This is a genomic window from Colwellia sp. 20A7, from assembly GCF_009832865.1.
Lineage (GTDB): Bacteria > Pseudomonadota > Gammaproteobacteria > Enterobacterales > Alteromonadaceae > Colwellia.
In genome coordinates, this window is sequence record NZ_CP047130.1 from 33,566 (window position 1) to 56,649 (window position 23,084).

The following is a 23,084-nucleotide window of genomic DNA, read 5'->3' on the forward strand; positions in this document are numbered from 1 at the left end:
CGGATATATTGAGTACGTGAAAATGTCAGACTTTACAATTACTGTGGATTAGTCTCCACGGTGTACTTTGTTTTCATTTCTTTTATTAGAAAAGACTACTTAGGGTTGTATGGTTAAGTGACTAAGCGTATGTGGTGGATGCCTTGGCAGTTAGAGGCGATGAAGGACGTGTTAATCTGCGAAAAGCTTTGGTGAGGTGATAAAAACCGTTATAGCCAAAGATGTCCGAATGGGGAAACCCACTTAGCATAAGCTAGGTATCATTATCTGAATACATAGGATAATGAAGCGAACCGGGAGAACTGAAACATCTAAGTACCCCGAGGAAAAGAAATCAACCGAGATTTCGTTAGTAGCGGCGAGCGAACGCGAATCAGCCCTTAAGCTTATTGGGCGCTAGTGGAACTTACTGGAAAGTAAGACGATACAGGGTGATAGTCCCGTACACTAAAGCAACCTTTAAGTGAAATCGAGTAGGACGGAGCACGTGAAACTTTGTCTGAATATGGGGGGACCATCCTCCAAGGCTAAATACTACTAACTGACCGATAGTGAACCAGTACCGTGAGGGAAAGGCGAAAAGAACCCCTGTGAGGGGAGTGAAATAGAACCTGAAACCGCATACGTACAAGCAGTGGGAGCCCGATTTAGTCGGGTGACTGCGTACCTTTTGTATAATGGGTCAGCGACTTATATTCTGTAGCAAGGTTAACCGATTAGGGGAGCCGTAGCGAAAGCGAGTGTTAACTGCGCGTTTAGTTGCAGGGTATAGACCCGAAACCCGGCGATCTACCCATGGGCAGGTTGAAGGTTGAGTAACATCAACTGGAGGACCGAACACACGTATGTTGAAAAATGCGGTGATGACTTGTGGGTCGGAGTGAAAGGCTAATCAAGCCGGGAGATAGCTGGTTCTCCCCGAAATCTATTTAGGTAGAGCCTCGCACGAACACCATTGGGGGTAGAGCACTGTTAAGGCTAGGGGGTCATCCCGACTTACCAACCCTTTGCAAACTCCGAATACCAATGAGTGATATGCGGGAGACACACTGCGGGTGCTAACGTCCGTTGTGAAGAGGGAAACAACCCAGACCGCCAGCTAAGGTCCCAAAGTACTAGTTAAGTGGGAAACGATGTGGAAAGGCATAGACAGCTAGGAGGTTGGCTTAGAAGCAGCCATCCTTTAAAGAAAGCGTAATAGCTCACTAGTCGAGTCGGTCTGCGCGGAAGATGTAACGGGGCTAAACTAGTCACCGAAGCTGCGGATTTAATCTTAGGATTAAGTGGTAGGGGAGCGTTGTGTAAGCCGTTGAAGGTGAATTGAGAAGTTTGCTGGAGGTATCACAAGTGCGAATGCTGACATGAGTAACGATAAGGGGAGTGAAAAACTCCCCCGCCGAAAGACCAAGGTTTCCTGTCCCATGTTAATCAGGGCAGGGTAAGTCGGCCCCTAAGGCGAGGCGGAAACGCGTAGTCGATGGGAAACAGATTAATATTTCTGTACTTCTATATATTGCGAAGGAGGGACGGAGTAGGCTAGATGAGCACGGCGTTGGTAGTCCGTGTGAAAGAATGTAGGTGGGCGACTTAGGTAAATCCGGGTTGCTGTTAACACTGAGACTCGAGACGAGTGTCTACGGACATGAAGTCATTGATGCCATGCTTCCAGGAAAAGCTTCTAAGCTTCAGATATATAGGAACCGTACCCCAAACCGACACAGGTGGTTAGGTAGAGAATACTAAGGCGCTTGAGAGAACTCGGGTGAAGGAACTAGGCAAAATAGTACCGTAACTTCGGGAGAAGGTACGCTGCTCAGGGTGATGGAACTTGCTTCCTAAGCTCAGAGCAGTCGAAGTAACCAGGTGGCTGGAACTGTTTATTAAAAACACAGCACTGTGCAAAATCGAAAGATGACGTATACGGTGTGACGCCTGCCCGGTGCCGGAAGGTTAATTGATTCGGTTAGACTTAGGTCGAAGCTGATGATCGAAGCCCCGGTAAACGGCGGCCGTAACTATAACGGTCCTAAGGTAGCGAAATTCCTTGTCGGGTAAGTTCCGACCTGCACGAATGGCGTAATCATGGCCACACTGTCTCCACCCGAGACTCAGTGAAATTGAATTTGCGGTTAAGATGCCGTATACCCGCGGCTAGACGGAAAGACCCCGTGAACCTTTACTATAGCTTGACAGTGAACATTGCTCCTACATGTGTAGGATAGGTGGGAGGCGTTGAAACAGAGTCGCTAGATTTTGTGGAGCCAATCTTGAAATACCACCCTTGTATGCGTGATGTTCTAACCTAGGGCCCTAATCGGGCTTGGGGACACTGTCTGGTGGGTAGTTTGACTGGGGCGGTCTCCTCCCAAAGAGTAACGGAGGAGCACGAAGGTTGGCTAAGTATGGTCGGACATCATACGGTTAGTGCAATGGCATAAGCCAGCTTAACTGCGAGACAGACACGTCGAGCAGGTACGAAAGTAGGTCATAGTGATCCGGTGGTTCTGTATGGAAGGGCCATCGCTCAACGGATAAAAGGTACTCCGGGGATAACAGGCTGATACCGCCCAAGAGTTCATATCGACGGCGGTGTTTGGCACCTCGATGTCGGCTCATCACATCCTGGGGCTGAAGTCGGTCCCAAGGGTATGGCTGTTCGCCATTTAAAGTGGTACGCGAGCTGGGTTTAGAACGTCGTGAGACAGTTCGGTCCCTATCTGCCGTGGGCGTTTGAGAATTGAAGAGGGCTGCTCCTAGTACGAGAGGACCGGAGTGGACGAACCGCTGGTGTTCGGGTTGTTATGCCAATAGCATTGCCCGGTAGCTACGTTCGGAACTGATAACCGCTGAAAGCATCTAAGCGGGAAGCAGGCTTTGAGATGAGTTCTCACTGGAGCTTTAAGCTCCCTAAAGGGTCGTTGGAGACTACAACGTTGATAGGTCAGGTGTGTAAGGGCTGTGAGGTCTTGAGCTAACTGATACTAATTGCCCGTGAGGCTTAACCATACAACACCCAAGTAGTTTTTAGAACTATGAAGTGCATTGTATGAAGACTGACATTAGAAAACACACGTACTTACGTGTTACTTGAATCAGAATAAAGAACAAAACGATATTTAAACCTCGAAAGAGAGTCGATAAAAACGTTCATCCATGAACATTATCGACATTAGTACATCCGTGTACGTTAGCTTTCTAAGATTGTAACCTTTTTGTTTAGCGACAATAGCGCTGTGGTACCACCTGACTCCATTCCGAACTCAGAAGTGAAACGCAGTAGCGCCGATGGTAGTGTGGGAGTTCCCATGTGAGAGTAGGACATTGCTAAACTTCTAATTAAAGAAACCCGCAGCTGATGCTGCGGGTTTTTTGCTAAAATTTTAATTTTTTAAGTTATTTAATAAGTAAATTAAAAAATTAAAGTTTCTATCTAGCGACAATAGCGCTGTGGCCCCACCTGATTCCATTCCGAACTCAGAAGTGAAACGCAGTAGCGCCGATGGTAGTGTGGGAGTTCCCATGTGAGAGTAGGACATTGCTAGGTTTCATCTTCAAACAAATCAATTTATTGTTTTGTTGACCCTGTGGAGGGGTTCCCGAGTGGCCAAAGGGATCAGACTGTAAATCTGACGGCTCCGCCTTCGGTGGTTCGAATCCACCTCCCTCCACCATCTTATTAAAAAACCAGCTATATGCTGGTTTTTTTTTGTCTAAAACTAATTTAATTACTAGCATTAGATAAAATAAGCTGAATTTATCTATTATCTCTTCAATATATTGTGTTTTTAACTTCAAAAATACCCGCTTTAAATATTAAAATTTCCTGACCATAAAATCTTTATATCAAAAGGTTATTTATTACTAGCCTAGTGGTCATAATTTGGTACACTAACCGTTCAAAAATCATGCTTATACCAGTTTCATTAATTAGGTGAACAATTTTATACGTAGAAAAAATTGACAAATACAAGGCATTTATTTCAATAACTAGTTGTTCTAATTATTAAATAAATAACGATGTAGTTGGTGATTTTAGCAAGTAGAAATGATCACATAGCTAGTGAGATTGGTATTAAATAGTATGATTTAAATTTTCACTAAGTTTAATACATCTCATGTATAGGAACCTTGATGCCTACAAGGAGCAAAAATAAAGAATTTACAGAGCCAGACTGTTCTGATATTCAATATTTAACAATAGCTTTAAACTTAGCGAATGAAAGTCTCATAAGAGCTAAAGAAGATAATCAGGCTTTAAAGCAAGAGTATCTCTTGACACTTGATGCCCTCGTAACAGAAAAAACTCAACAATTAGTTACTGAAAATTTAATACTACATCAAAAACTATCCGAAAAAAATAAGGCTGATCAACAGCTCTATTTTGATGCCCACCATGACGTATTAACTAAATTACCTAATAGAGCGATGTTTTCTGATCGTCTCGGTTGTGCGCTTAGACATTTGAAACGACACCAAGATCAACAATACGCAGTATTATTTATTGATTTAGATAGATTTAAGCTTATTAATGATACGTTAGGTCATCATGCTGGTGATATATTCCTTGTCGAAATAGCTAAGCGACTAAGTACATGTGTACGTGAAAATGATGTTCTGGCACGGCTTGGTGGAGATGAATTTGTTATATTATTAGACTCACTCACATCTGATGATGCTGAAGAGGTTTCTAATCGAATTATAAATAGTATTGAACAACCTTATGAAATAGACACTAATACCGTATATTCTAGTGCGAGTATAGGAATTGCCCTATGTAATAGATCTTATGATAGTTCAGTTGAAGTTTTACGTGATGCAGATGCTGCAATGTATCAAGCCAAAAGTTTAGGGCGTGGTCGTTATGTTTTTTATGATGAAAGTATGCGTGAAAAACTTATTGCTACTATGACTTTGGAACAAGAGTTACGAGTTGCTATTGTTGAACAACAGTTTGAGCTTCATTATCAAAAAATATCAGATTTAAATAGCGGACAAGTTATCGGTTTTGAAGGACTGTTACGTTGGAATCATCCTAAAAAAGGGTTGCAGACACCGAGTGACTTTTTATATTTGGCAGAAGAAACCGGCATTATATTAGCAATTGAGACCTGGGTTGTAGAAGAAGTAGCAAGGCAGTTACATTTATTGCAGGATGATATTCAGTACCAACATGCTTTTATTGCTATTAATTTATCTGGTAGGCATTTAACTCAAACTAATCAGTTGCACAAGTTGATAACTCTAATTAAGAGTCAGTCATTTGATCCGCAAAGGTTAATTTTAGAGTTCAATGAAAAAGCATTTATTCATCATGAAGAGTTAGCGTTGAAAGGTTTACGTAAATTGAAAAAGGCAGGGGTAAAATTAGCATTAGATGACTATGCATCAGGTGTGTCTTCTTTCAGCTTTCTACATAATTACCCTTTCGAATTTATTAAATTAGATCGCGGATTTATAAGTACTTTACAAAATAGTAATAGAAATTTGCCCTTAGTTAAAGCTTTGCATGATTTAGGTGACAAATATGGGTACCGATTAGTAGCTGAAGGTATAGAAACTGACGCTGTTATGTTAAAACTTCATGCTGCTGGTTGTGATTTTGGTCAAGGTTATCATATTAATAAGCCTGAAAAGATACAAATAACTACTCTTAAAACCCAAGACAAAAACTGCGCCTAACTTTCCAACTTATCTGAAAAACTACTGCATTCAAGTTTGACTGTATTTTCTTGAATATTTTCTTAAATCTTTATAGTCTTTTACTCGTTTAGTTAATGAGTTTCGGTGTATACTGCTGTTAAATAGATTATAGGAGTTTGTTATGGGCGGCATCGGTATTTGGCAATTATTAATTATTGCTGTGATCATTGTTTTATTATTTGGTACAAAAAAATTACGTAATTTGGGCGGTGATTTAGGCTCAGCTATTAAAGGCTTTAAAAATGCAGTAACGGATGAAAAAGATTCTACAACTAAATCTGAAGCCGATGCAGACACTTTAACTGATAACATAGCAGCTAAAAGTGAAGCTAACCAAAAAGATAGCAAAAAAGAAAACAGTCAGGCTTAACGCATGTTCGATATCGGTTTTTGGGAATTAATGCTTATTGGTATTATGGGACTTATTGTACTTGGTCCAGAACGTTTACCTGTAGCTATTCGAACCGTAAGAGGTTGGATAACAGGTGTTCGTAATTTTAGTGATAATGTGAAATCAGAGCTCACAGAAGAGTTAAGAATTCACGAATTACATGCTAATTTAAAAAAAGCAGAACAGGGAGGTATGAAAAACCTATCCCCTGAAATTGCTGAGTCTGTTAAGTCACTACAAGAAGCCGCTGAGATGGTGAGAGAACCATTTAAAAACATGGATACGAAGAGTATAGATGACAACAACATACCTTCATCAACGTCAAATCAATCTCCTTTAGTAGAAAGTAATGATGAGTCAGAATCTTATAAAGTTAATAATGTCCCTACTATTGATAAAGATAAAAAAGAATAATGAATACAGCTACAGAGCAAGAAAAATCAGCACCATTAGAGTCAGAAAAAAGCGTAACAATTTTTGATCATCTACTCGAATTAAGAACCCGATTACTTCACGCTGTTTTAGGTGTTATAGTTGTATTTTGTTGCTTAGTATATTTTGCTCAAGATATATATCAATATCTAGCGCAACCATTACTCCAAACAATGCCATCTGGCTCACAGATGATCGCTACTGATGTAGCATCACCTTTTTTAGCCCCTTTTAAGTTAACAATAGTTCTCTCTATTTTTCTTGCTATGCCATATATTCTTTATCAGATGTGGTCATTTATTGCGCCTGGACTTTATCGAAATGAAAAGAAATTAATTGCCCCGTTAATGTTGGGCTCAACACTTCTTTTTTATAGTGGAATAGCGTTCGCTTACTTTGCTGTTTTTCCTGTGATTTTTGCTTTTTTCACGTCGGTTGCTCCCGAGGGAGTAGTTATTGCGACTGATATTAGTAGCTATTTAGACTTTGTTTTAAAATTGTTTTTTGCTTTTGGTGCGGCATTTGAAATCCCTGTAGCTATTATATTAATGTGTTGGACAGGAGTAACTTCTCCTAATAGTTTACGAAAAAAACGTCCCTATGTTGTTGTAGGTGCATTTGTTATAGGTATGCTGTTAACACCACCAGATATTATTTCTCAGTCTATGTTGGCTATACCTATGTTACTGTTGTTTGAAGTTGGCATTATTATAGCTTCGTTATATCACAAAGAAGATGAAGATCTCGATAAGGATGATTCATGAAAGTAAACATTACTGCACTGCTTAGTTTGTTTTTCGTCGTAATATCAACTAATGCACTTGCTAACCAAAAAAGTGATTTAACCGATGGTTTATCACACTGCATGCAGGTATCGAATGATCAACAACGACTTAAATGCTTTGACCTGTTATCAAATAAATATATAACGCCTTTAAGCTCTGTTCCAGAATCACAGGTTAAAGAAGTAGTTTCAAAAGTTGAACCTATTAAGCAGGAAGAAGCTAAAAGAATAGACGATTTTGCTAAAGAAACGTTGAAAAAGCCTGAAAAAGACATTGAAGGTATTACTGGAACTATCAGTAACTTGAAAAAATTAATACGCGGCCAGTGGGTAATTTATTTAGAAAATGGTCAGAAATGGCAACAAACAGACACGACTAGTTTAAAGTTACTGGTAGGTGATCGTATCAATTTAGAAAAAGGTAGCTTTGGCTCAGTGTATTTATCAAAAGATGGCCTTAATCGAACTATACGAGTTAAGCGACTTAAATAATGATTGATATTGGTGTTAACTTAACCAACAAACGTTTCGATAAAGACTTAACTGAAGTCATTGTTCGCGCTAAGAATAAAGGCGTAAACCAGTTAATTATCACGGGAACTAATGTTGATGAGAGTAAAAAAGGAGTAGCACTATGTCAACATTATCAACAAAAATTTTCTAATACTTTATATACAACTGTAGGTGTCCATCCGCATGATGCTGATGCTGTAACCGAAAATTATTTAAATGATTTATCTCAATTAGCTGAGCAACCGTGTGTTAAGGCAATAGGTGAATGTGGTTTAGACTTTAATCGAAATTTCTCTACTCCAGCGCAACAGTTAAAAGTATTTGAAGAACAAATGCAGTTAGCTAAGCAACTTAATAAGCCTTTGTTTTTACATCAACGAGATGCTTTTCAAACTTGGTTTGATGCATTAAATCCCTTCATTGAACAAGTGCCGGCTATGATTGCCCATTGTTTTACTGGAAATAAAGAAGAGCTGTTGAAGTGCGTTGATGTTGGTATGTACATTGGTATTACTGGTTGGGTTTGTGATGAAAGAAGAGGTGTTTCTTTACAGGAGATAATCAACTTGATTCCTTTAGATAGACTGCTTGTAGAAACAGACGCTCCTTATTTGATTCCACGAACGATGCATCCCAAACCCAAAAGTAACCGTAATGAACCAAGTTACTTGCCTTTTATTGTAGATAAAATTGCTAATATTCTAGCGCTTGCCCCTGAAGAGCTTATTAGTCAAACAAGTCTTAATGCACAACAAGTATTTGATTTACCTTCTTAGTATTTTATTTTTTGAATAAACATTAATTATGCCAATATTTTTTCATCAAATGCTTAAAGTCATACAGATTTTACTGATTGTAATTTCTGCTTTTTTGATGATGTCTTTCGCGCAGGTAAAAGCTGAAATTCCATCGTATAACCTAGATGAAGATAAACACCTTATTGTTGATTATTTATATCGACTTATCGCCAAACCAGAACAAAATAAACTTAACGAAGTAAATGATTTAAGCAGTAATGAGTGGCAACAAGTACACCTCAATAATGGTGATCTGTTAATAATGCCAGGTGAAAACTGGATTGCTTTTGAGTTAGTAAATAATAGCGATAAAACAAAGAAAGTTTACCTCGACATGGCAAACCAAGTACGAATAAATGCGGTGGCGTTATTTATTCGAGATCAATATAACGATATTGATAAGAAAAAGATGGAATTGCAACGAAGTAATAACCGTAGTGTTAAAGTTAATGTTTATCCTCATTCGAAAATTACTATTTATGTAGCGATTACAAGTTCTGCCCAACTTCGTTCTTCTTTGAAAGTCTATTCAATAGAGTCTTATATAGAAGCTAATAGTAATTTACAGTTCCAACAAGGGATTGTCATAGGTGGCTTACTTTGCTTATCTATTGCATGTATGTTGTTATTTTTTGGAACTGGTAGCAAAGCTATTATTGCTCTATTTGGATACCTTTTAAGTAATAGTTTAATGCTTGCAGTAATGCTCGGTTTTAATTTGTATTACCTTTTTCCTGCTTTCACTTGGCTAGTTGGTATTGAGCTTCCTTTATTGTCAGCAACATCGGCAATATTCTTATTAGCTTTCAGTACACAGTTTTTTAATTTAAAGAATAAATTTTACAATATTCACCGGGTTGTTCGAGCTGTCTGTTGGGCACTATTAATCTATATGCCTGTGAGTCTTCAACTCTCGATTGCTGATAACATTAATATTAGTATGGCTATTTATGTATTGTTAGAATTTTCCTTGATAGTGCTTGGTATTTATTTATACAAATCTGCTGCTCGTTTAGCACTATTATTTACCTTTGTTATGCTTATTCAGTTGATTTTTGTATTAATTGTGATTGTTTCAGTAAACTGGTTTGATATGGGTTTTGTCTCTTATCGTAGTTCATTTTATGGCATGCTTTTTTGGCTTAATGCTTTGATGATTACTTTTATATTGAGTTACCAGTATAGATATCAATTAGCTGATAAACAGTTAGCGCAACGCCAAGCATTAACTAGTGAGCTAAATTCCGAACGGGCGCAAGAAGAGCTATTCACTTTACAATCACAAACCCAAGAAGATTTGGAAAATCGTGTTCAAGAGCGCACTTTAGAGCTGAATATTGCCTTGCAAGAGTTAGAGGAAGTTAACCGAGAATTAGAGCAAAAAAATACACTTGATGAATTAACCGGATTATATAATCGTCGCTTTTATGATCAAAGAATCCTGGCTGAATATCGTCGAAGTAAGCGTAATTTAACTCCTTTAAGTATTGTTTTGATAGATATTGATCACTTTAAAAGCGTTAATGATACTTATGGACATTTAGCTGGAGATCAATGCCTTGCGTGGGTGAGTCAGTATATTAATAAGAGTTTAAAAAGAAGTAGTGATATGGCTTTTCGATATGGTGGGGAGGAGTTTTGCTTAATTCTCCCTGATACAGATGCTAAGGGGGCTTTAGCCCTGTCAGAGACATTAAGAGAAAGCATTGCTGAACAACCTTTTATATATGACAATAAAAATATCTCATTAACGGTAAGTAATGGTATTTTTACCTATGTTCAACAAGAAAATGTAACACCAGAGCAGATATTTTCTTGTGCAGACAAGGCACTTTATCAGGCAAAAAATCATGGACGCAATCAAACGCAAGAATACAAAGCGCAATAAACGTTATTGAATAAGATAAAAATTTAGGAGAATGGTAATGAATAGCAATAGTAATATGTTTGGTCAATATCCAGCTCGTCGTATGCGCCGTATGCGTAAAGATGAATATACTCGACGTTTAATGGCAGAAAACCAACTAACTGTAAATGATTTAATTTACCCTGTATTTGTTTTAGAAGGTGATAATAGACGAGAAGCTATTCTATCTATGCCAGGTGTTGAACGTAAGAGTATTGACTTGTTATTAGAAGAAGCCCAAGAGTTAGTAGATTTAGGTATTCCCGCGATTGCGATTTTTCCTGTAACACCAGATGATATTAAATCATTAATGGCTGAAGAATCTTATAACCCAGAAGGTTTAACACAACGTACTGTTCGTGCATTAAAAGCTAAATTTCCTCAGTTAGCCGTAATAACTGATGTAGCTCTCGACCCGTTCACAACACATGGGCAAGACGGTATTTTAAGCGAAAGTGATGAGAATAAAGCAGGGTCTGAAGGGTATGTATTAAATGAAGTAACTAAAGATATTTTAGTGAAACAAGCATTATCTCATGCCGAAGCTGGAGCTGATATTGTTGCACCATCAGATATGATGGATGGACGTGTCGGTGCTATTAGAATGGCGCTTGAAGAACATGGTTTTGTTAACACTAAAATTCTCGCTTATTCTGCTAAGTATGCATCTAATTACTATGGTCCATTTCGTGATGCGGTTGGATCATCAAGTAATATCAAAGGTGGTAATAAGCACACTTATCAGATGGATCCTGCTAATAGCAATGAAGCTTTACATGAAGTTGCACAAGATATTGCCGAAGGCGCAGATATGGTAATGGTGAAGCCTGGTATGCCATATTTAGATGTAGTACGTCGTGTTAAAGATACTTTTCAAGTACCTACTTATGCATATCAAGTAAGTGGCGAATACGCTATGTTGAAGTCTGCTATTCAAAATGGCTGGTTAGCCGAGAAACCATGTGTAATGGAAGGTTTATTATGCTTTAAACGTGCTGGTGCTGATGGGATTTTGACTTATTTTGCTAAGCAAGTGGCGAGGTGGTTAAAAGAAGATAGTTAACCTATATGCGTTTTCGCTAGCCTCACTTGTTAGGCTTTATTAGATAACATTTCAAATAACAAGCCTTCTCGAAGGGCACCTGTTGATAATGTAAGCTCTTTAATTTGTAAACAATTAAAGAGCGCTATCAATATACATAGTCCACTTGTTAAAACTGCTGCTCTGTCAGTGCGTAAACCATCAAAGATAATATTATCGATTGATTTAAGTTCAATGAGCTTGTTCTTAATCTCTTGTAAGAAAGTAGGGGTAATGATGATTTCTTGTTGGCGATGGGATAATATTTCAGCCAAGGCCTGTATCGTTCCTGAGCCACCCGAAACTGATTGCCAACCTAGTTGAATAAAGTCACTACTGATCGGGTTGATAATTTCACTTGCCGCATTAATGGCAGCGTTAATGTTTTGCTCAGTTAACTGCCCATTAGTAAAGAATTGCTCTCTAAAGCTAACACAGCCTAAATTTAAACTGACCACTTTCCTCGCATTAAAACTCTGACCTATGATTAATTCAGTACTAGCGCCACCTATATCAATCACTAATCGTTTTTTATCAAATTTATTGTTGCAGGTGTAGGCAGCTCCTTTGTAGATAGTTTCTGCTTCTTGTTCGCCGCTTAAAATAATTTAATATTTAATGGTAAAATTTTATTAGCTTGATTTAAGAATTCATCTTTATTAGTCGCAATTCTTAATGTTGCAGTAGCAACAATGCTAATATTATTTACAGGAATAGTGGCGAGATGTTTGGCGAAAAGCTTTAAGCAATCAAGCCCAGAGGCTATAGTTTCTGGGTTAAGTGCTAACTCTTGATTAAGGCCAGCAGCTAAACGGACTTTACGTTTAACTTTGTTGACTTGTATCCGTTCGTTATTATGTACACGGATAATGAGTAAATGAAAGCTATTGGAGCCCAGGTCAACCACAGCATAATGGCTCGCATCGTACTGTGGTATTGTGTTGGAAGTTGTCATGTTATTACTATACTTGACTAACGACGGCCACGATAATTACTATTACCACCTTGTCTGTTTCCACCAGGGCGACCTGCATTAGGTCTAGGGCGGCGTTGACGAGGTTTAGGTTTAGGTAAATCATCAATTAATGCATCAGAATCGTATTTTGTTACCGGAAGCTCATGTTCAATATAGTTTTCGATATCAGGTAAATTAAACACGTATTGTTCACAAGCTAAACTGATTGCATGACCAGTTGCGCCTGCACGGCCAGTACGACCAATACGATGTACATAATCTTCACAATCATCAGGTAAGTCATAATTAAATACGTGAGTAACTTCTGGAATGTGTAAGCCACGAGCTGCAACATCAGTTGCTACTAAGAAATCTACACTACCTTCACTAAATTGCTCTAATATTTTTAGGCGTTTTTTCTGTGGAACATCACCTGTTAATAAACCAACTCGAAGACCATCTGCAACTAAGTGATCATAAACTTTTTCACAAACGTGTTTAGTGTTCGCAAAAATAATCGCTTTTTCAGGCCAATCTTCTTCAATCAGCGTTTGTAAAAGAGACATTTTATCTTCATTTGAAGGATAAAAAAGTTCTTCACTAATGCGAATGTTAGTTTTTTGGTCAGGTTCAACTTCAACGCTTGTTGGGTCGTTCATGTGATCAAAAGCTAGTTCTTTGACTCTAAATGATAAGGTAGCCGAAAATAGCATGCTTAAACGTTGTTTAGGCGGAGGCATTTTGTTGAACATGTAGCGAATATCTTTGATAAAGCCTAAATCGAACATTCTGTCGGCTTCATCTAAAACGATCACTTCAATATTTGTTAAGTTGTATACGCCTTGTTTCATGTAATCAATTAATCGGCCACAGGTGCCAATTAAAATATCGACACCTTGTTCTAGCGCCAAACGTTGACTTTCATAACCTTCACCACCATATACAATACCAAGGCGTAGCCCTGTACTTTTAGAGAGTTCAATGGCATCACGGTGAATTTGAATTGCTAATTCACGTGTTGGTGCCATAATCAATGCTCTAGGCTGATTATGTGTTGGTGCTTCTTTTTGTAATAAATGATGGAAAGTTGCAGCTAAGAAGGCAATAGTTTTACCTTCTCCTGTCTGCGCTTGACCAGCAATATCAGTGCCTTGAAGCAGCACAGGTAAAGATTTCGCCTGAATAGACGTACAATATTCGAAGCCCATGGCTTCTAATCCAGTAACTACTTGCGGAGCAAGATTTAAGTCAGCGAATTTTGTTTCAGTTAAGTGTGTTTTTTTCATGGCGCTAGCTTAACACCTAACTTAGTTAATGACTAATTTTAGCGCTGATAAGTGAAGATAAAAGAAAACGAACTTGATATTCTAACAATAGAGCCCCATAAAGGTTTTATATACATATTTAATATTGTAATTAATAGATTGGCGCAAGCGCCATCACTAACGGAGAATAAGATGAACGACAAAATTATTCAGCTAACTGATGATAGTTTCGAAGCCGATGTTTTAAAAGCATCAGGCTTAGTATTGGTTGATTTCTGGGCTGAATGGTGTGGCCCTTGTAAAATGATAGCACCAGTGCTTGATGATATTGCTAATGAATATGAAGGCAAGGTTACGATAGGTAAACTAAATATAGACCAAAACTCGGGAACACCACCAAAGTACGGTGTAAGAGGTATTCCAACGCTATTATTATTTAAAGATGGCGAAATTGCTGATACTAAAGTTGGTGCATTATCAAAAACTCAATTAAAAGAATTTTTAGATAAAAATATTTAAATCTTGTTGAGTTTGTATTGTTTAAACTTGTCTAATGCCGCTCATCTGTAAGCGGTATTTTTTTGCCTAGTGTGGCAAGTCAACTCAGTGGGCTTTATAAACAAAAGTAAGATTCTATTTCGACTCCTTAATTATAAGCTTCATTGTGCTATGCTATTTTATAATGGAATTATTAGGAATAAATAACGCTTGACCTTGCTCTTCATTTATCTCGCCATTGCAATTGGTGTGTCATTTTTTTGTTCTGTACTTGAGGCTGTTTTACTATCTGTAACACCTAGCTTTGTTGAGCAAACTCAAACTGAAAAACCTGAAGCAGGTGCAGTATTAGCTCATGCTAAAAATAATTTAGATGAGTCACTTTCTAGTATATTAATTTTGAACACCTTCGCACATACCATGGGTGCTGCAGGTGTTGGCGCTCAAGCTATTAGTATTTTTGGTGAGCGGTGGGAAACCTTAATTGCGTTATTACTGACACTGGCTATTTTATATTTGTCAGAAATCATCCCAAAAACTTTAGGCGCTACCTTCTGGCGTAGTTTATCAATACCTGCAGCATATATTATTGTTTGGTTAGTAAAAATTGTTTATCCGTTAGTGTGGATCGCAACGCGTTTAACACGTTTGTTTAAAAAGAATAAAGAAAATGAAATCACGCGCGAAGAAATTATTGCGCTTGCCTCTTTAAGTCACAAGGATGGCAGCTTGTTTGCACATGAAAATGAATATTTAGCTAATATTTTGTCATTACGTGAATTACGTACCGGGCAGATATCAACGCCACGAACAGTAGTACACATGCTGCATCAAGATGTGACGGTAACTGAGGCATTAAATCATGAATTAACCCCTCAGTTTACCCGTATTCCAATTTATGGAGTAACAATTGATGATATAAAAGCTAAAGTGATGAAAGGTGATTTATACCAAGCAGAGCGAAATGGTTATGGTGACAAACCGCTTATTGATTTTGCTATCCCGTTAAGTTCAGTGTCAGAAAAGCTGCCTGTGCAACAATTATTAGATATGTTTATCAAAAACCATATTCATTTATATTTGGTTGAAGATAAGTATGGACAAACTTCTGGGGTAGTAACATTAGAAGATGCAATTGAGACGCTACTTGGGCGTGAAATTATTGATGAAAGTGACACGGTAACTGATATGCAAGAGTTTGCCCGGAATAAATATCGTGAGCGTTTAAGAGAAATGAAGCAGCAAAAGAATGATAATGAATAATGTTTAATCGCCTATTTATCTTGTAAAAGTTATGTTGATACCTTATTTATGTTGTTATATTTTGCTTACATTTTAACTAGTACCTTTACCTTGATGGTTTTTAATGCTAAATTTAGATTCTGAGTAAAGATTAACACCCCACTATCCCAATTCTATTGTTTAAATTTGCTACATTATTAGCGCTATTATTAGATAATAAGATTATAAAAACACATTGAACATATTATTGTTGTCGGCAATCGCCCCAGACATAAACACTTAAAATAATTTAAGAAACCCCCTATGAACCTTACCGAATTAAAAGAAAAATCCATTAATGACTTGGTTGAATTAGCTGAAACTATGAAGCTAGAAAACCTTGCTAGAACACGCAAGCAAGATATAATTTTTGCTATATTAAAAAAACATGCTGAAAACGACAACGATATTTTCGGTGGTGGTGTTTTAGAAATTCTACAAGATGGGTTTGGTTTCTTACGCTCCGCAGACTCTTCTTATTTAGCTGGACCAGATGATATTTATGTATCACCTAGCCAAATCCGTCGATTCAGTATGCGTACTGGTGACACTATTCAAGGAAAGATTCGCTCTCCTAAAAAAGGCGAACGTTATTTTGCCTTGTTGAAAGTTACTGAAGTAAACTTTGATCGCCCAGAAAACTCTCGTAATAAAATTTTATTTGAAAACTTAACTCCTATTCATCCAAATGAACGATTTACCATGGAACGTGGTAATGGTTCAACGGAAGATATCACCGCACGTATTTTAGATTTAGCTTCGCCAATTGGTAAAGGTCAACGTGGTTTAATTGTTGCGCCACCAAAAGCCGGTAAAACATTACTATTACAAAATATTGCCCAAAGTATTGCGCATAACCATCCTGACGCTGAATTAATGGTTTTATTAATTGATGAGCGTCCAGAAGAAGTAACAGAAATGCAACGCCTAGTAAAAGGTGAAGTTATTGCCTCAACGTTTGATGAACCAGCAAGTCGCCATGTACAGGTGGCCGAAATGGTTATTGAAAAAGCAAAACGTTTAGTAGAGCATAAAAAAGACGTTGTTATTTTACTTGATTCAATTACCCGTTTAGCACGTGCTTATAACACGGTAATTCCATCATCAGGTAAAATTCTAACCGGTGGTGTTGATGCTAACGCATTACATCGTCCAAAACGTTTCTTTGGTGCTGCACGTAATATTGAAGAAGGTGGTAGTTTAACTATTATCGCTACTGCGCTTGTAGACACAGGTTCTAAAATGGATGAAGTTATCTATGAGGAATTCAAAGGTACAGGTAATATGGAATTACATCTATCTCGTAAAGTTTCAGAGAAACGTGTTTTCCCTGCTATTCACATTAATCGCAGCGGTACACGTCGTGAAGAATTAATCACTAAGCCTGATGAACTACAAAAAATGTGGATTTTACGCAAAATAGTGCATGAAATGGATGAGGTTGGCGCTATTGAATTCCTTATCGATAAGCTAGCGATGAGTAAAACGAATAACGAATTTTTTGATTCAATGAAACGTAAATAAAATAGTATAAGCCGTAACTTTAAAAACCAGTCATTTTGACTGGTTTTTATTAGGGTTAGCATGATGAATGCTTTAGGGAGGATATGATGAAGTTTTATTTTTTATTAATTCTCTATTTTTTTGTTTTTTCATTATCAGCGAAAGACGTTATTCTTGAAGTCTTTACGGAAGATGCTTACCCCTTACAATATGAAAATGAAGGTAAAGTTGTCGGGCTTGCTACAACGATAGTTGAAAAAGTATTAAAAGAAGCAAATATTAAATATGAAATAGTAATGCAACCCTGGGCAAGAGCTTATAACACCGCGCTTTTAAAACCCAATGTACTCATTTATTCTTTGGCAAGAACAAAAGAGCGTGAAGCGTTATTTTCATGGTTAGGTCCAATACAAAAAGTGAATTATGCTTTGTACGGGTTTGATAACATAAAGTTAACGGCAACAGATTCATTTGAAACCATTAATAATTTTCGTTTAGCTGTAGGACGAAATTCAGCAATTCACCAATATTTAGTCAATAAAAAATTCACTAATCTTCATCCAATCAATAGCAGTGAACAATCTATAAAAATGTTATTGGCTGATCGCGTTGATTTAATACCAGGAAGCGATTTATATTTCTATAAAACTTGCCAAAACCAAAACTTAGATTGCAGCGAAATAAAGCCCATCTTCCCATTAAAAGATCTTGAAGTAACATTATATTTAGCAGCAAGTAAAAATACTGATATTGAAATAATAAAGCGTATTCAAGTTGCATTTCAAAAGATTAAAAGCCAAGCTATAAGCGATCAAGTACCCCGATAAATTATGCCTTATACCTGTAGCAAGGTATAATTGGTTCAATTCTTCTTAATACCATTGAAAATTTCCGATTATATAATTATGAAATATAGTGATTTACGAGATTTTATTGCTCAATTAGAAAAAGTTGGTCAACTCAAACGCATTACACAGCCTGTTTCAACTCATTTAACTATGACTGAGATTAGTGACAGAACCCTTCGTGCTAAAGGGCCTGCACTTTTATTTGAAAATGCTGTTGATGAAAATGGCAACCCATATAATGTGCCGGTATTAACTAATCTTTTCGGTACACCTAAACGAGTTGCCTTGGCAATGGGTCAGAAGGATGTTGATGCTCTACGTGATGTTGGTAAGTTACTTGCCATGCTGAAAGAGCCAGAGCCGCCAACAGGCTTTCGTGATGCTTTAGGTAAAATACCTGTGTATAAACAGGTCCTTAATATGCCAACTAAAATGGTTAAAAAAGCACTTTGCCAACAAATCGTCCTCAGTGGAGATGAGGTCGATTTATCTAAATTACCTATTCAAACCTGCTGGCCAGGTGATGTTGCACCATTAATAACGTGGGGTCTAACAGTCACTAAAGGTCCTCATAAAGCACGACAAAATTTAGGCATTTACCGACAACAAGTTTTATCTAAAAATAAAGTGATAATGCGTTGGTTATCTCATCGTGGTGGTGCGTTAGATTTTCAAGAATTCAAAAAAACTAATCCGGGCGAGAAGTATCCAGTTTCTGTGGCTTTAGGTGCCGATCCAGCAACTATTTTAGGTGCGGTTACACCCGTACCAGATACACTATCTGAATATGCTTTTGCTGGTTTACTACGTGGTGCTAAAACCGAAGTAACTAAGTCGATTAGTAATGATTTAGAAGTTCCTGCAACAGCCGAAATTATTTTAGAAGGTTATTTAGATCCTGATGAAACCGCGCCAGAAGGACCTTATGGTGATCACACCGGTTACTATAATGAAGTAGATGATTTCCCAGTTTTTACCGTAACACATATGACTATGCGTAAAGACCCTATTTATCATAGTACCTACACAGGTAGACCGCCTGATGAACCAGCCATTTTAGGCGTGGCGTTAAATGAAGTATTCGTGCCTATTTTGCAAAAGCAGTTCCCCGAAATTCAAGACTTCTATTTACCTCCTGAAGGTTGCTCATACCGTTTAGCGGTTGTAACAATTAAAAAGCAATACGCAGGACATGCAAAACGTGTAATGATGGGCGTTTGGTCGTTTTTACGCCAGTTTATGTACACAAAATTTGTTATTGTATGTGATGATGATGTGGATGCTAGGAATTGGGAAGATGTGATTTGGGCGATGACTACACGTATGGATCCAAGTCGAGATACTGTCTTAATTGAAAATACCCCTATTGATTATCTAGATTTTGCTTCGCCAGTGTCGGGTTTAGGCTCAAAAATGGGCTTAGATGCAACTAATAAGTGGCCAGGTGAAACAAATAGAGAATGGGGTGAACCCATAGTAATGGATGAAACTATCAAGCAGCAAGTTGATGAAATCTGGGATGAACTCAACATTTTATCAGAAGATATTAATTAGAAAGAAGGTTTAAAATGAAGACTGTCAATTGTCAAATTGTGTCGTTAACATCACTAACGCCACATGTGTTTAAAGTGTTATTAAAACCGAACGAAAAAGTGGATTTTATTGCGGGTCAATATTTAAATTTTGTCATGAGTAGTGATGATAAACGTCCTTTTTCTATTGCGAGCTCACCTAATAATGAATTGATAGAGTTACAAGTAGGTGCTTTTATTGCAGATAGTTACCCAATGCAAGTGATTGAACGACTTCAATCTGCGCAAGTAGCTAATGAGCCGGTAACCATTGAAATTCCATTAGGTAATGCTGAATTACGTCTTGATAGTGAACGACCTTTATTATTGTTAGCAGGCGGAACAGGTTTTTCTTACATTAAGTCAATGTTTGAGTATTTAGCTGAAGAAAAGTCACAACGTCCTATCACGGTATATTGGGGACTACGTGAACTCGCTGCTACATATGAGTTAGCTGAAACAGCCGCAATTATTGCCACATTACCAAACGCAAAGTTTGTTCCAGTAATAGAAAATGTTGGTGAAAATGACAGCTGGGAAGGTAAAACAGGCTTAGTGCATCAAGTCGTTATGGACGATATTATTAATCTAGAGTCTTATGATATTTATCTTGCAGGGCGCTTTGAAATGGTCGGCGTTATTCGTGGCGACTTTGTTAAACACGGCGCATTATTAGAGCATATGTATGCTGATGCATTTGCTTTTATTTAAATAAAACAACAGCTTGTTGGCTGTAAGCGCAGTACTAAGATGTACTGCGTATCAGCAATTTTATTCAATTTATTCCTCCCTAAAACTACCCAAAATACTTCATCAAATGTTCTAAATTTTTAATTTCATGCGATTATTAAATAACCGTGTCATTTTAATCTTTGCTTTCTGTAGCTGTGTTATAAATGTTATTCATTCTTTGATAAAACTCACTCAAAATAAGAAAAATATCTTCATAATGATACCAAGTTGATTAAGGTGTTTTTATTACTTTTAAAACCTAATTAGGCATTAACTCCAATTAAAGTTATAGATGTAATAGAGGTTATTTATTGAATGTAAATGGTAATAGTTATCATTGACATTGTGCTTGTTGTTTTGTACAGTGCCCCGCAATAAAAACATATAAATAATATCAACATAAAACACAACTTATAAAACAAGGAATTCAAATGAACAAAAAGTTTAAGTATCAAACCTTGGCAACATGTATCGCTATGGTTTGTGGTGCAAATGCTTACGGACAAGAAGATATTACACAAAATACTAAAGCAGCAGAGCCTGTAGAACGCATGGTTATTACTGCTACTGGCTTTGAGCAAAAGCTTACCGCGGCACCAGCCAGTATTTCTATTATTACTGAAGAAGATATTCAATCACGTCCATTTACAACATTACTTGATGCAGTTAAATACTTAGAAGGTGTTGATATTGGCACAACCCGTGACAAAAGTGGTCAAGGCTCAATTAGCATGCGAGGTTTAACTAGTGAGTACACATTAATACTGGTTGATGGCAAACGTCAAAATAACCACGGTGATATTTATCCTAATAACTTTGGCGGTAATGCGTTTGGACATATACCTCCAATGGATGCTATTGAACGTGTTGAAGTGATTCGTGGTCCAGCATCAACCCTTTACGGTGCCGATGCTTTAGGTGGCGCAATTAATATCATTACTAAAAAATCTCAAGGTAAATGGTCAGGCTCTTTAACATTTGGTCGTAGCATGCAAAGTGATGATCAATTTGGTGATGACATCACAACTGATTTCTCTGTCATGGGTCCATTAATCAAAGGTGTATTAGATTTAAGCTTACGTGGTAGTGTTTATGAACGCTTAGCATCTTCACCAGAATTTGAACCAGCAACAGATCCAAATGGTGATGTACATTATCGTTCATTAGGCTTTGGCAGCGGTGGTAAAACGGTTGATAATACCAATAATCAATATGGTTTTTCATTATTGTTTACACCAGGTGAAGATCACGACATACGCTTTGATTATGATAACTCTCATCAGAAATACGATAACACCCCAACTTACGATATTGACAGTGGTGAAATTAGTTACCCATTAGGGACTAAGGATAATATTGAATCAATTTGGCGCACATCAGCTGGCGCTGTTTCTCCACGCGCTGGCTATGCGGCTGATCAAGAGTTTGATCGTCAATGGTGGTCATTAAGCTATAACGCTGACTGGGACTTTGGTCGTTCATTTATTTCTTTATCATATGTAGATACACAAAATAATGGTCGTACCATGCCATTAAGTGTTGCTGAGCGTCAGTTATTACAAAAAATGTATGATGGTACCGATCCAGAATACGCAGGTATGGATGAAGAGGCTCGTAAAGTACTAGCAGCAGAGACCTTTTTACCTAGAAATAAACGCCCATTAGAAAGTAATCAATATACACTTGATGCGCGCTTAGATGTTCCTATTAACGATTTAGCCGGAGAGCATAATTTAGTTATTGGTACTCAAATTACCAGTGGTGAGTTAACTGACGGTGTTTTTGGAATGGAAGACGGAGAAGTCAACGGCGTACAAAAACAAGATATGTATGCGTTGTTTATTGAAGATAACTGGACAATTATTGAACATTTAACAATTACTGCTGGTGTTCGATATGATAATCATGATGTCTTTGGTAGTAATGTGTCACCACGTTTATATTCTGTTTATACCTTATCAGATAATTGGACAATTAAAGGTGGCGTGAGTACTGGTTTTAAAACACCGAAAACAACTGATCTTTATGATGGTATTACTGGTTTTGGCGGTCAAGGTACTTCACCATTCGCTGGTAATCCAGATCTACAACCAGAAACGAGTGTTAATAGCGAAATAGCGGTTTATTGGACTGATCTTGATAAAGGTCATAACTTTAATATGACTTATTTTAATACTAAATTCAAAGATAAAATTGCCCAAGGTGACACAATCCAAAGTTGTGAAGCAACTAACGATGTTCGTCCTTGTGTAAACTTAGGTGCTTATGATTCATTAGGTTACACTACTTACAGTCAAAAAATTAATATCGACAAAGTGGATATTCAAGGTATTGAAGTAGCAGGTCGAGTTTCAATTACTGATGACTGGAATGTTAGTGCCAACTACACATGGACAGATAGCGAGCAAAAAAGTGGTTCAAATGCTGGTCAGCCATTAACAAATACCGCAGAACATATGGCTAACATTTCAACAGATTGGTCGATTACTGAAAACCTTAATGCTTATCTTCAACTTGAAATTCGTTCTGATCGTTACAGAGATTGGGATAGTGTTCTAGATCGAGCGTTATATTATAAAAGCTATAATGCGGTAAACCTTGGTGCACGTTATAGAATAAGCGAAAACCTAACGGTAAACTTACGTGTTAATAATTTACTTGATAAAGACTTTACGTCATATGCAACGGATTATGTTGATTTAAATAATGACGGTCTGTATTTAGACGATGACAATGAAGTTATCTTTACAGATGATTATAACATTAAGGATAAAGCACGTAGTTTTTGGGTTAGTGTTAACGCATCTTTCTAAATACATACGTATAA

Annotated in this window: 18 protein-coding genes, 1 tRNA gene and 3 rRNA genes; 19 read left to right on the plus strand and 3 right to left on the minus strand. The window is 37.4% G+C overall.

Going from position 1 to position 23,084, the window contains the following annotated elements:
• Positions 1-111: 111 nt before the first annotated feature.
• The 12 genes from GQS55_RS00160 to hemB all read left to right on the plus strand — a co-directional run bounded on the left by GQS55_RS00160 (position 112) and on the right by hemB (position 11,586).
• Positions 112-3,006, plus strand: a 23S ribosomal RNA gene (locus GQS55_RS00160).
• Positions 3,007-3,215: 209 nt separating this feature from the next.
• Positions 3,216-3,330 (plus strand): 5S ribosomal RNA (gene rrf / locus GQS55_RS00165).
• A 99-nt stretch (positions 3,331-3,429) separates the two neighbouring features.
• A 5S ribosomal RNA gene (rrf, locus tag GQS55_RS00170) occupies positions 3,430-3,544 on the plus strand.
• Between the two features lie 42 nt (positions 3,545-3,586).
• Positions 3,587-3,671, plus strand: a tRNA-Tyr gene (locus GQS55_RS00175).
• A gap of 460 nt (positions 3,672-4,131) precedes the next feature.
• A complete protein-coding gene (locus GQS55_RS00180; protein ID WP_159816803.1) occupies positions 4,132-5,679 on the plus strand; it encodes a putative bifunctional diguanylate cyclase/phosphodiesterase in 1,548 nt (515 codons plus the stop codon).
• Between the two features lie 142 nt (positions 5,680-5,821).
• On the plus strand, positions 5,822-6,070 hold the full coding sequence (gene tatA / locus GQS55_RS00185; RefSeq protein ID WP_159816805.1) for a twin-arginine translocase TatA/TatE family subunit: 249 nt from the start codon (positions 5,822-5,824) through the stop codon (positions 6,068-6,070).
• A 3-nt stretch (positions 6,071-6,073) separates the two neighbouring features.
• A complete protein-coding gene (tatB, locus tag GQS55_RS00190) occupies positions 6,074-6,505 on the plus strand; it encodes a Sec-independent protein translocase protein TatB (RefSeq protein ID WP_159816807.1) in 432 nt (143 codons plus the stop codon).
• Positions 6,505-7,287, plus strand: a complete 783-nt coding sequence (gene tatC / locus GQS55_RS00195; protein WP_159816808.1) for a twin-arginine translocase subunit TatC — start codon at positions 6,505-6,507, stop codon at positions 7,285-7,287. Before tatB ends, tatC begins: the two co-directional genes overlap by 1 nt.
• A complete protein-coding gene (locus GQS55_RS00200) occupies positions 7,284-7,799 on the plus strand; it encodes a hypothetical protein (protein WP_159816810.1) in 516 nt (171 codons plus the stop codon). The genes tatC and GQS55_RS00200 overlap by 4 nt, the downstream gene beginning before the upstream one ends.
• Positions 7,799-8,596: a TatD family hydrolase gene (locus GQS55_RS00205; protein ID WP_159816812.1), complete on the plus strand. Its 798-nt coding sequence runs from the start codon at positions 7,799-7,801 to the stop codon at positions 8,594-8,596. The genes GQS55_RS00200 and GQS55_RS00205 overlap by 1 nt, the downstream gene beginning before the upstream one ends.
• A 28-nt stretch (positions 8,597-8,624) precedes the next feature.
• A complete protein-coding gene (locus GQS55_RS00210; RefSeq protein WP_159816814.1) occupies positions 8,625-10,505 on the plus strand; it encodes a GGDEF domain-containing protein in 1,881 nt (626 codons plus the stop codon).
• Positions 10,506-10,536: 31 nt separating this feature from the next.
• Positions 10,537-11,586: a porphobilinogen synthase gene (gene hemB / locus GQS55_RS00215; RefSeq protein ID WP_442872168.1), complete on the plus strand. Its 1,050-nt coding sequence runs from the start codon at positions 10,537-10,539 to the stop codon at positions 11,584-11,586.
• 29 nt (positions 11,587-11,615) lie between these two features.
• Here hemB and GQS55_RS20130 read toward each other — a convergent pair whose 3' ends face one another.
• Genes GQS55_RS20130 through rhlB form a run of 3 tightly spaced genes read right to left on the minus strand, consistent with a single transcriptional unit; the run spans position 11,616 to position 13,845 of the window.
• Positions 11,616-12,212: a Ppx/GppA phosphatase family protein gene (locus GQS55_RS20130; RefSeq protein ID WP_328698893.1), complete on the minus strand. Its 597-nt coding sequence runs from the start codon at positions 12,210-12,212 to the stop codon at positions 11,616-11,618.
• A complete protein-coding gene (locus GQS55_RS20135; RefSeq protein ID WP_268892416.1) occupies positions 12,203-12,559 on the minus strand; it encodes a Ppx/GppA phosphatase family protein in 357 nt (118 codons plus the stop codon). Before GQS55_RS20135 ends, GQS55_RS20130 begins: the two co-directional genes overlap by 10 nt.
• A 17-nt stretch (positions 12,560-12,576) precedes the next feature.
• Positions 12,577-13,845, minus strand: coding sequence for an ATP-dependent RNA helicase RhlB (rhlB, locus tag GQS55_RS00225; RefSeq protein ID WP_159816818.1), 1,269 nt, complete (start codon positions 13,843-13,845; stop codon positions 12,577-12,579).
• 171 nt (positions 13,846-14,016) lie between these two features.
• On the opposite strand from rhlB, the gene trxA reads away from it, so the two are divergent.
• From trxA to GQS55_RS00260, 7 genes are all read left to right on the plus strand, one after another.
• Positions 14,017-14,343: a thioredoxin TrxA gene (gene trxA, locus GQS55_RS00230; RefSeq protein WP_159816820.1), complete on the plus strand. Its 327-nt coding sequence runs from the start codon at positions 14,017-14,019 to the stop codon at positions 14,341-14,343.
• Positions 14,344-14,532: 189 nt separating this feature from the next.
• Positions 14,533-15,585 (plus strand): CNNM domain-containing protein, encoded by a 1,053-nt coding sequence (locus GQS55_RS00235; protein ID WP_159816822.1) that lies wholly within the window; start codon positions 14,533-14,535, stop codon positions 15,583-15,585.
• A 282-nt stretch (positions 15,586-15,867) separates the two neighbouring features.
• Positions 15,868-17,127, plus strand: coding sequence for a transcription termination factor Rho (rho, locus tag GQS55_RS00240; RefSeq protein WP_159816824.1), 1,260 nt, complete (start codon positions 15,868-15,870; stop codon positions 17,125-17,127).
• 86 nt (positions 17,128-17,213) lie between these two features.
• A complete protein-coding gene (locus GQS55_RS00245) occupies positions 17,214-17,933 on the plus strand; it encodes a substrate-binding periplasmic protein (protein WP_159816826.1) in 720 nt (239 codons plus the stop codon).
• 78 nt (positions 17,934-18,011) lie between these two features.
• Positions 18,012-19,508, plus strand: a complete 1,497-nt coding sequence (gene ubiD / locus GQS55_RS00250) for a 4-hydroxy-3-polyprenylbenzoate decarboxylase (protein ID WP_159816828.1) — start codon at positions 18,012-18,014, stop codon at positions 19,506-19,508.
• A 14-nt stretch (positions 19,509-19,522) separates the two neighbouring features.
• Positions 19,523-20,236 (plus strand): NAD(P)H-flavin reductase, encoded by a 714-nt coding sequence (fre, locus tag GQS55_RS00255; RefSeq protein WP_159816830.1) that lies wholly within the window; start codon positions 19,523-19,525, stop codon positions 20,234-20,236.
• Between the two features lie 452 nt (positions 20,237-20,688).
• Positions 20,689-23,070 (plus strand): TonB-dependent receptor domain-containing protein, encoded by a 2,382-nt coding sequence (locus GQS55_RS00260; RefSeq protein ID WP_159816832.1) that lies wholly within the window; start codon positions 20,689-20,691, stop codon positions 23,068-23,070.
• Positions 23,071-23,084: the final 14 nt, after the last annotated feature.

Excerpts from the sequence above, each read along its gene's own strand:
- GQS55_RS00180 (WP_159816803.1), top strand. The coding sequence starts at position 4,132 with ATGCCTACAAGGAGCAAAAATAAAGAATTTACAGAGCCAGACTGTTCT.
- tatA (WP_159816805.1), top strand. The coding sequence starts at position 5,822 with ATGGGCGGCATCGGTATTTGGCAATTATTAATTATTGCTGTGATCATT.
- tatB (WP_159816807.1), top strand. The coding sequence starts at position 6,074 with ATGTTCGATATCGGTTTTTGGGAATTAATGCTTATTGGTATTATGGGA.
- tatC (WP_159816808.1), top strand. The coding sequence starts at position 6,505 with ATGAATACAGCTACAGAGCAAGAAAAATCAGCACCATTAGAGTCAGAA.
- GQS55_RS00200 (WP_159816810.1), top strand. The coding sequence starts at position 7,284 with ATGAAAGTAAACATTACTGCACTGCTTAGTTTGTTTTTCGTCGTAATA.
- GQS55_RS00205 (WP_159816812.1), top strand. The coding sequence starts at position 7,799 with ATGATTGATATTGGTGTTAACTTAACCAACAAACGTTTCGATAAAGAC.
- GQS55_RS00210 (WP_159816814.1), top strand. The coding sequence starts at position 8,625 with ATGCCAATATTTTTTCATCAAATGCTTAAAGTCATACAGATTTTACTG.
- hemB (WP_442872168.1), top strand. The coding sequence starts at position 10,537 with ATGGTAATGAATAGCAATAGTAATATGTTTGGTCAATATCCAGCTCGT.
- GQS55_RS20135 (WP_268892416.1), bottom strand. The coding sequence starts at position 12,559 with ATGACAACTTCCAACACAATACCACAGTACGATGCGAGCCATTATGCT.
- rhlB (WP_159816818.1), bottom strand. The coding sequence starts at position 13,845 with ATGAAAAAAACACACTTAACTGAAACAAAATTCGCTGACTTAAATCTT.
- trxA (WP_159816820.1), top strand. The coding sequence starts at position 14,017 with ATGAACGACAAAATTATTCAGCTAACTGATGATAGTTTCGAAGCCGAT.
- rho (WP_159816824.1), top strand. The coding sequence starts at position 15,868 with ATGAACCTTACCGAATTAAAAGAAAAATCCATTAATGACTTGGTTGAA.
- GQS55_RS00245 (WP_159816826.1), top strand. The coding sequence starts at position 17,214 with ATGAAGTTTTATTTTTTATTAATTCTCTATTTTTTTGTTTTTTCATTA.
- ubiD (WP_159816828.1), top strand. The coding sequence starts at position 18,012 with ATGAAATATAGTGATTTACGAGATTTTATTGCTCAATTAGAAAAAGTT.
- fre (WP_159816830.1), top strand. The coding sequence starts at position 19,523 with ATGAAGACTGTCAATTGTCAAATTGTGTCGTTAACATCACTAACGCCA.
- GQS55_RS00260 (WP_159816832.1), top strand. The coding sequence starts at position 20,689 with ATGAACAAAAAGTTTAAGTATCAAACCTTGGCAACATGTATCGCTATG.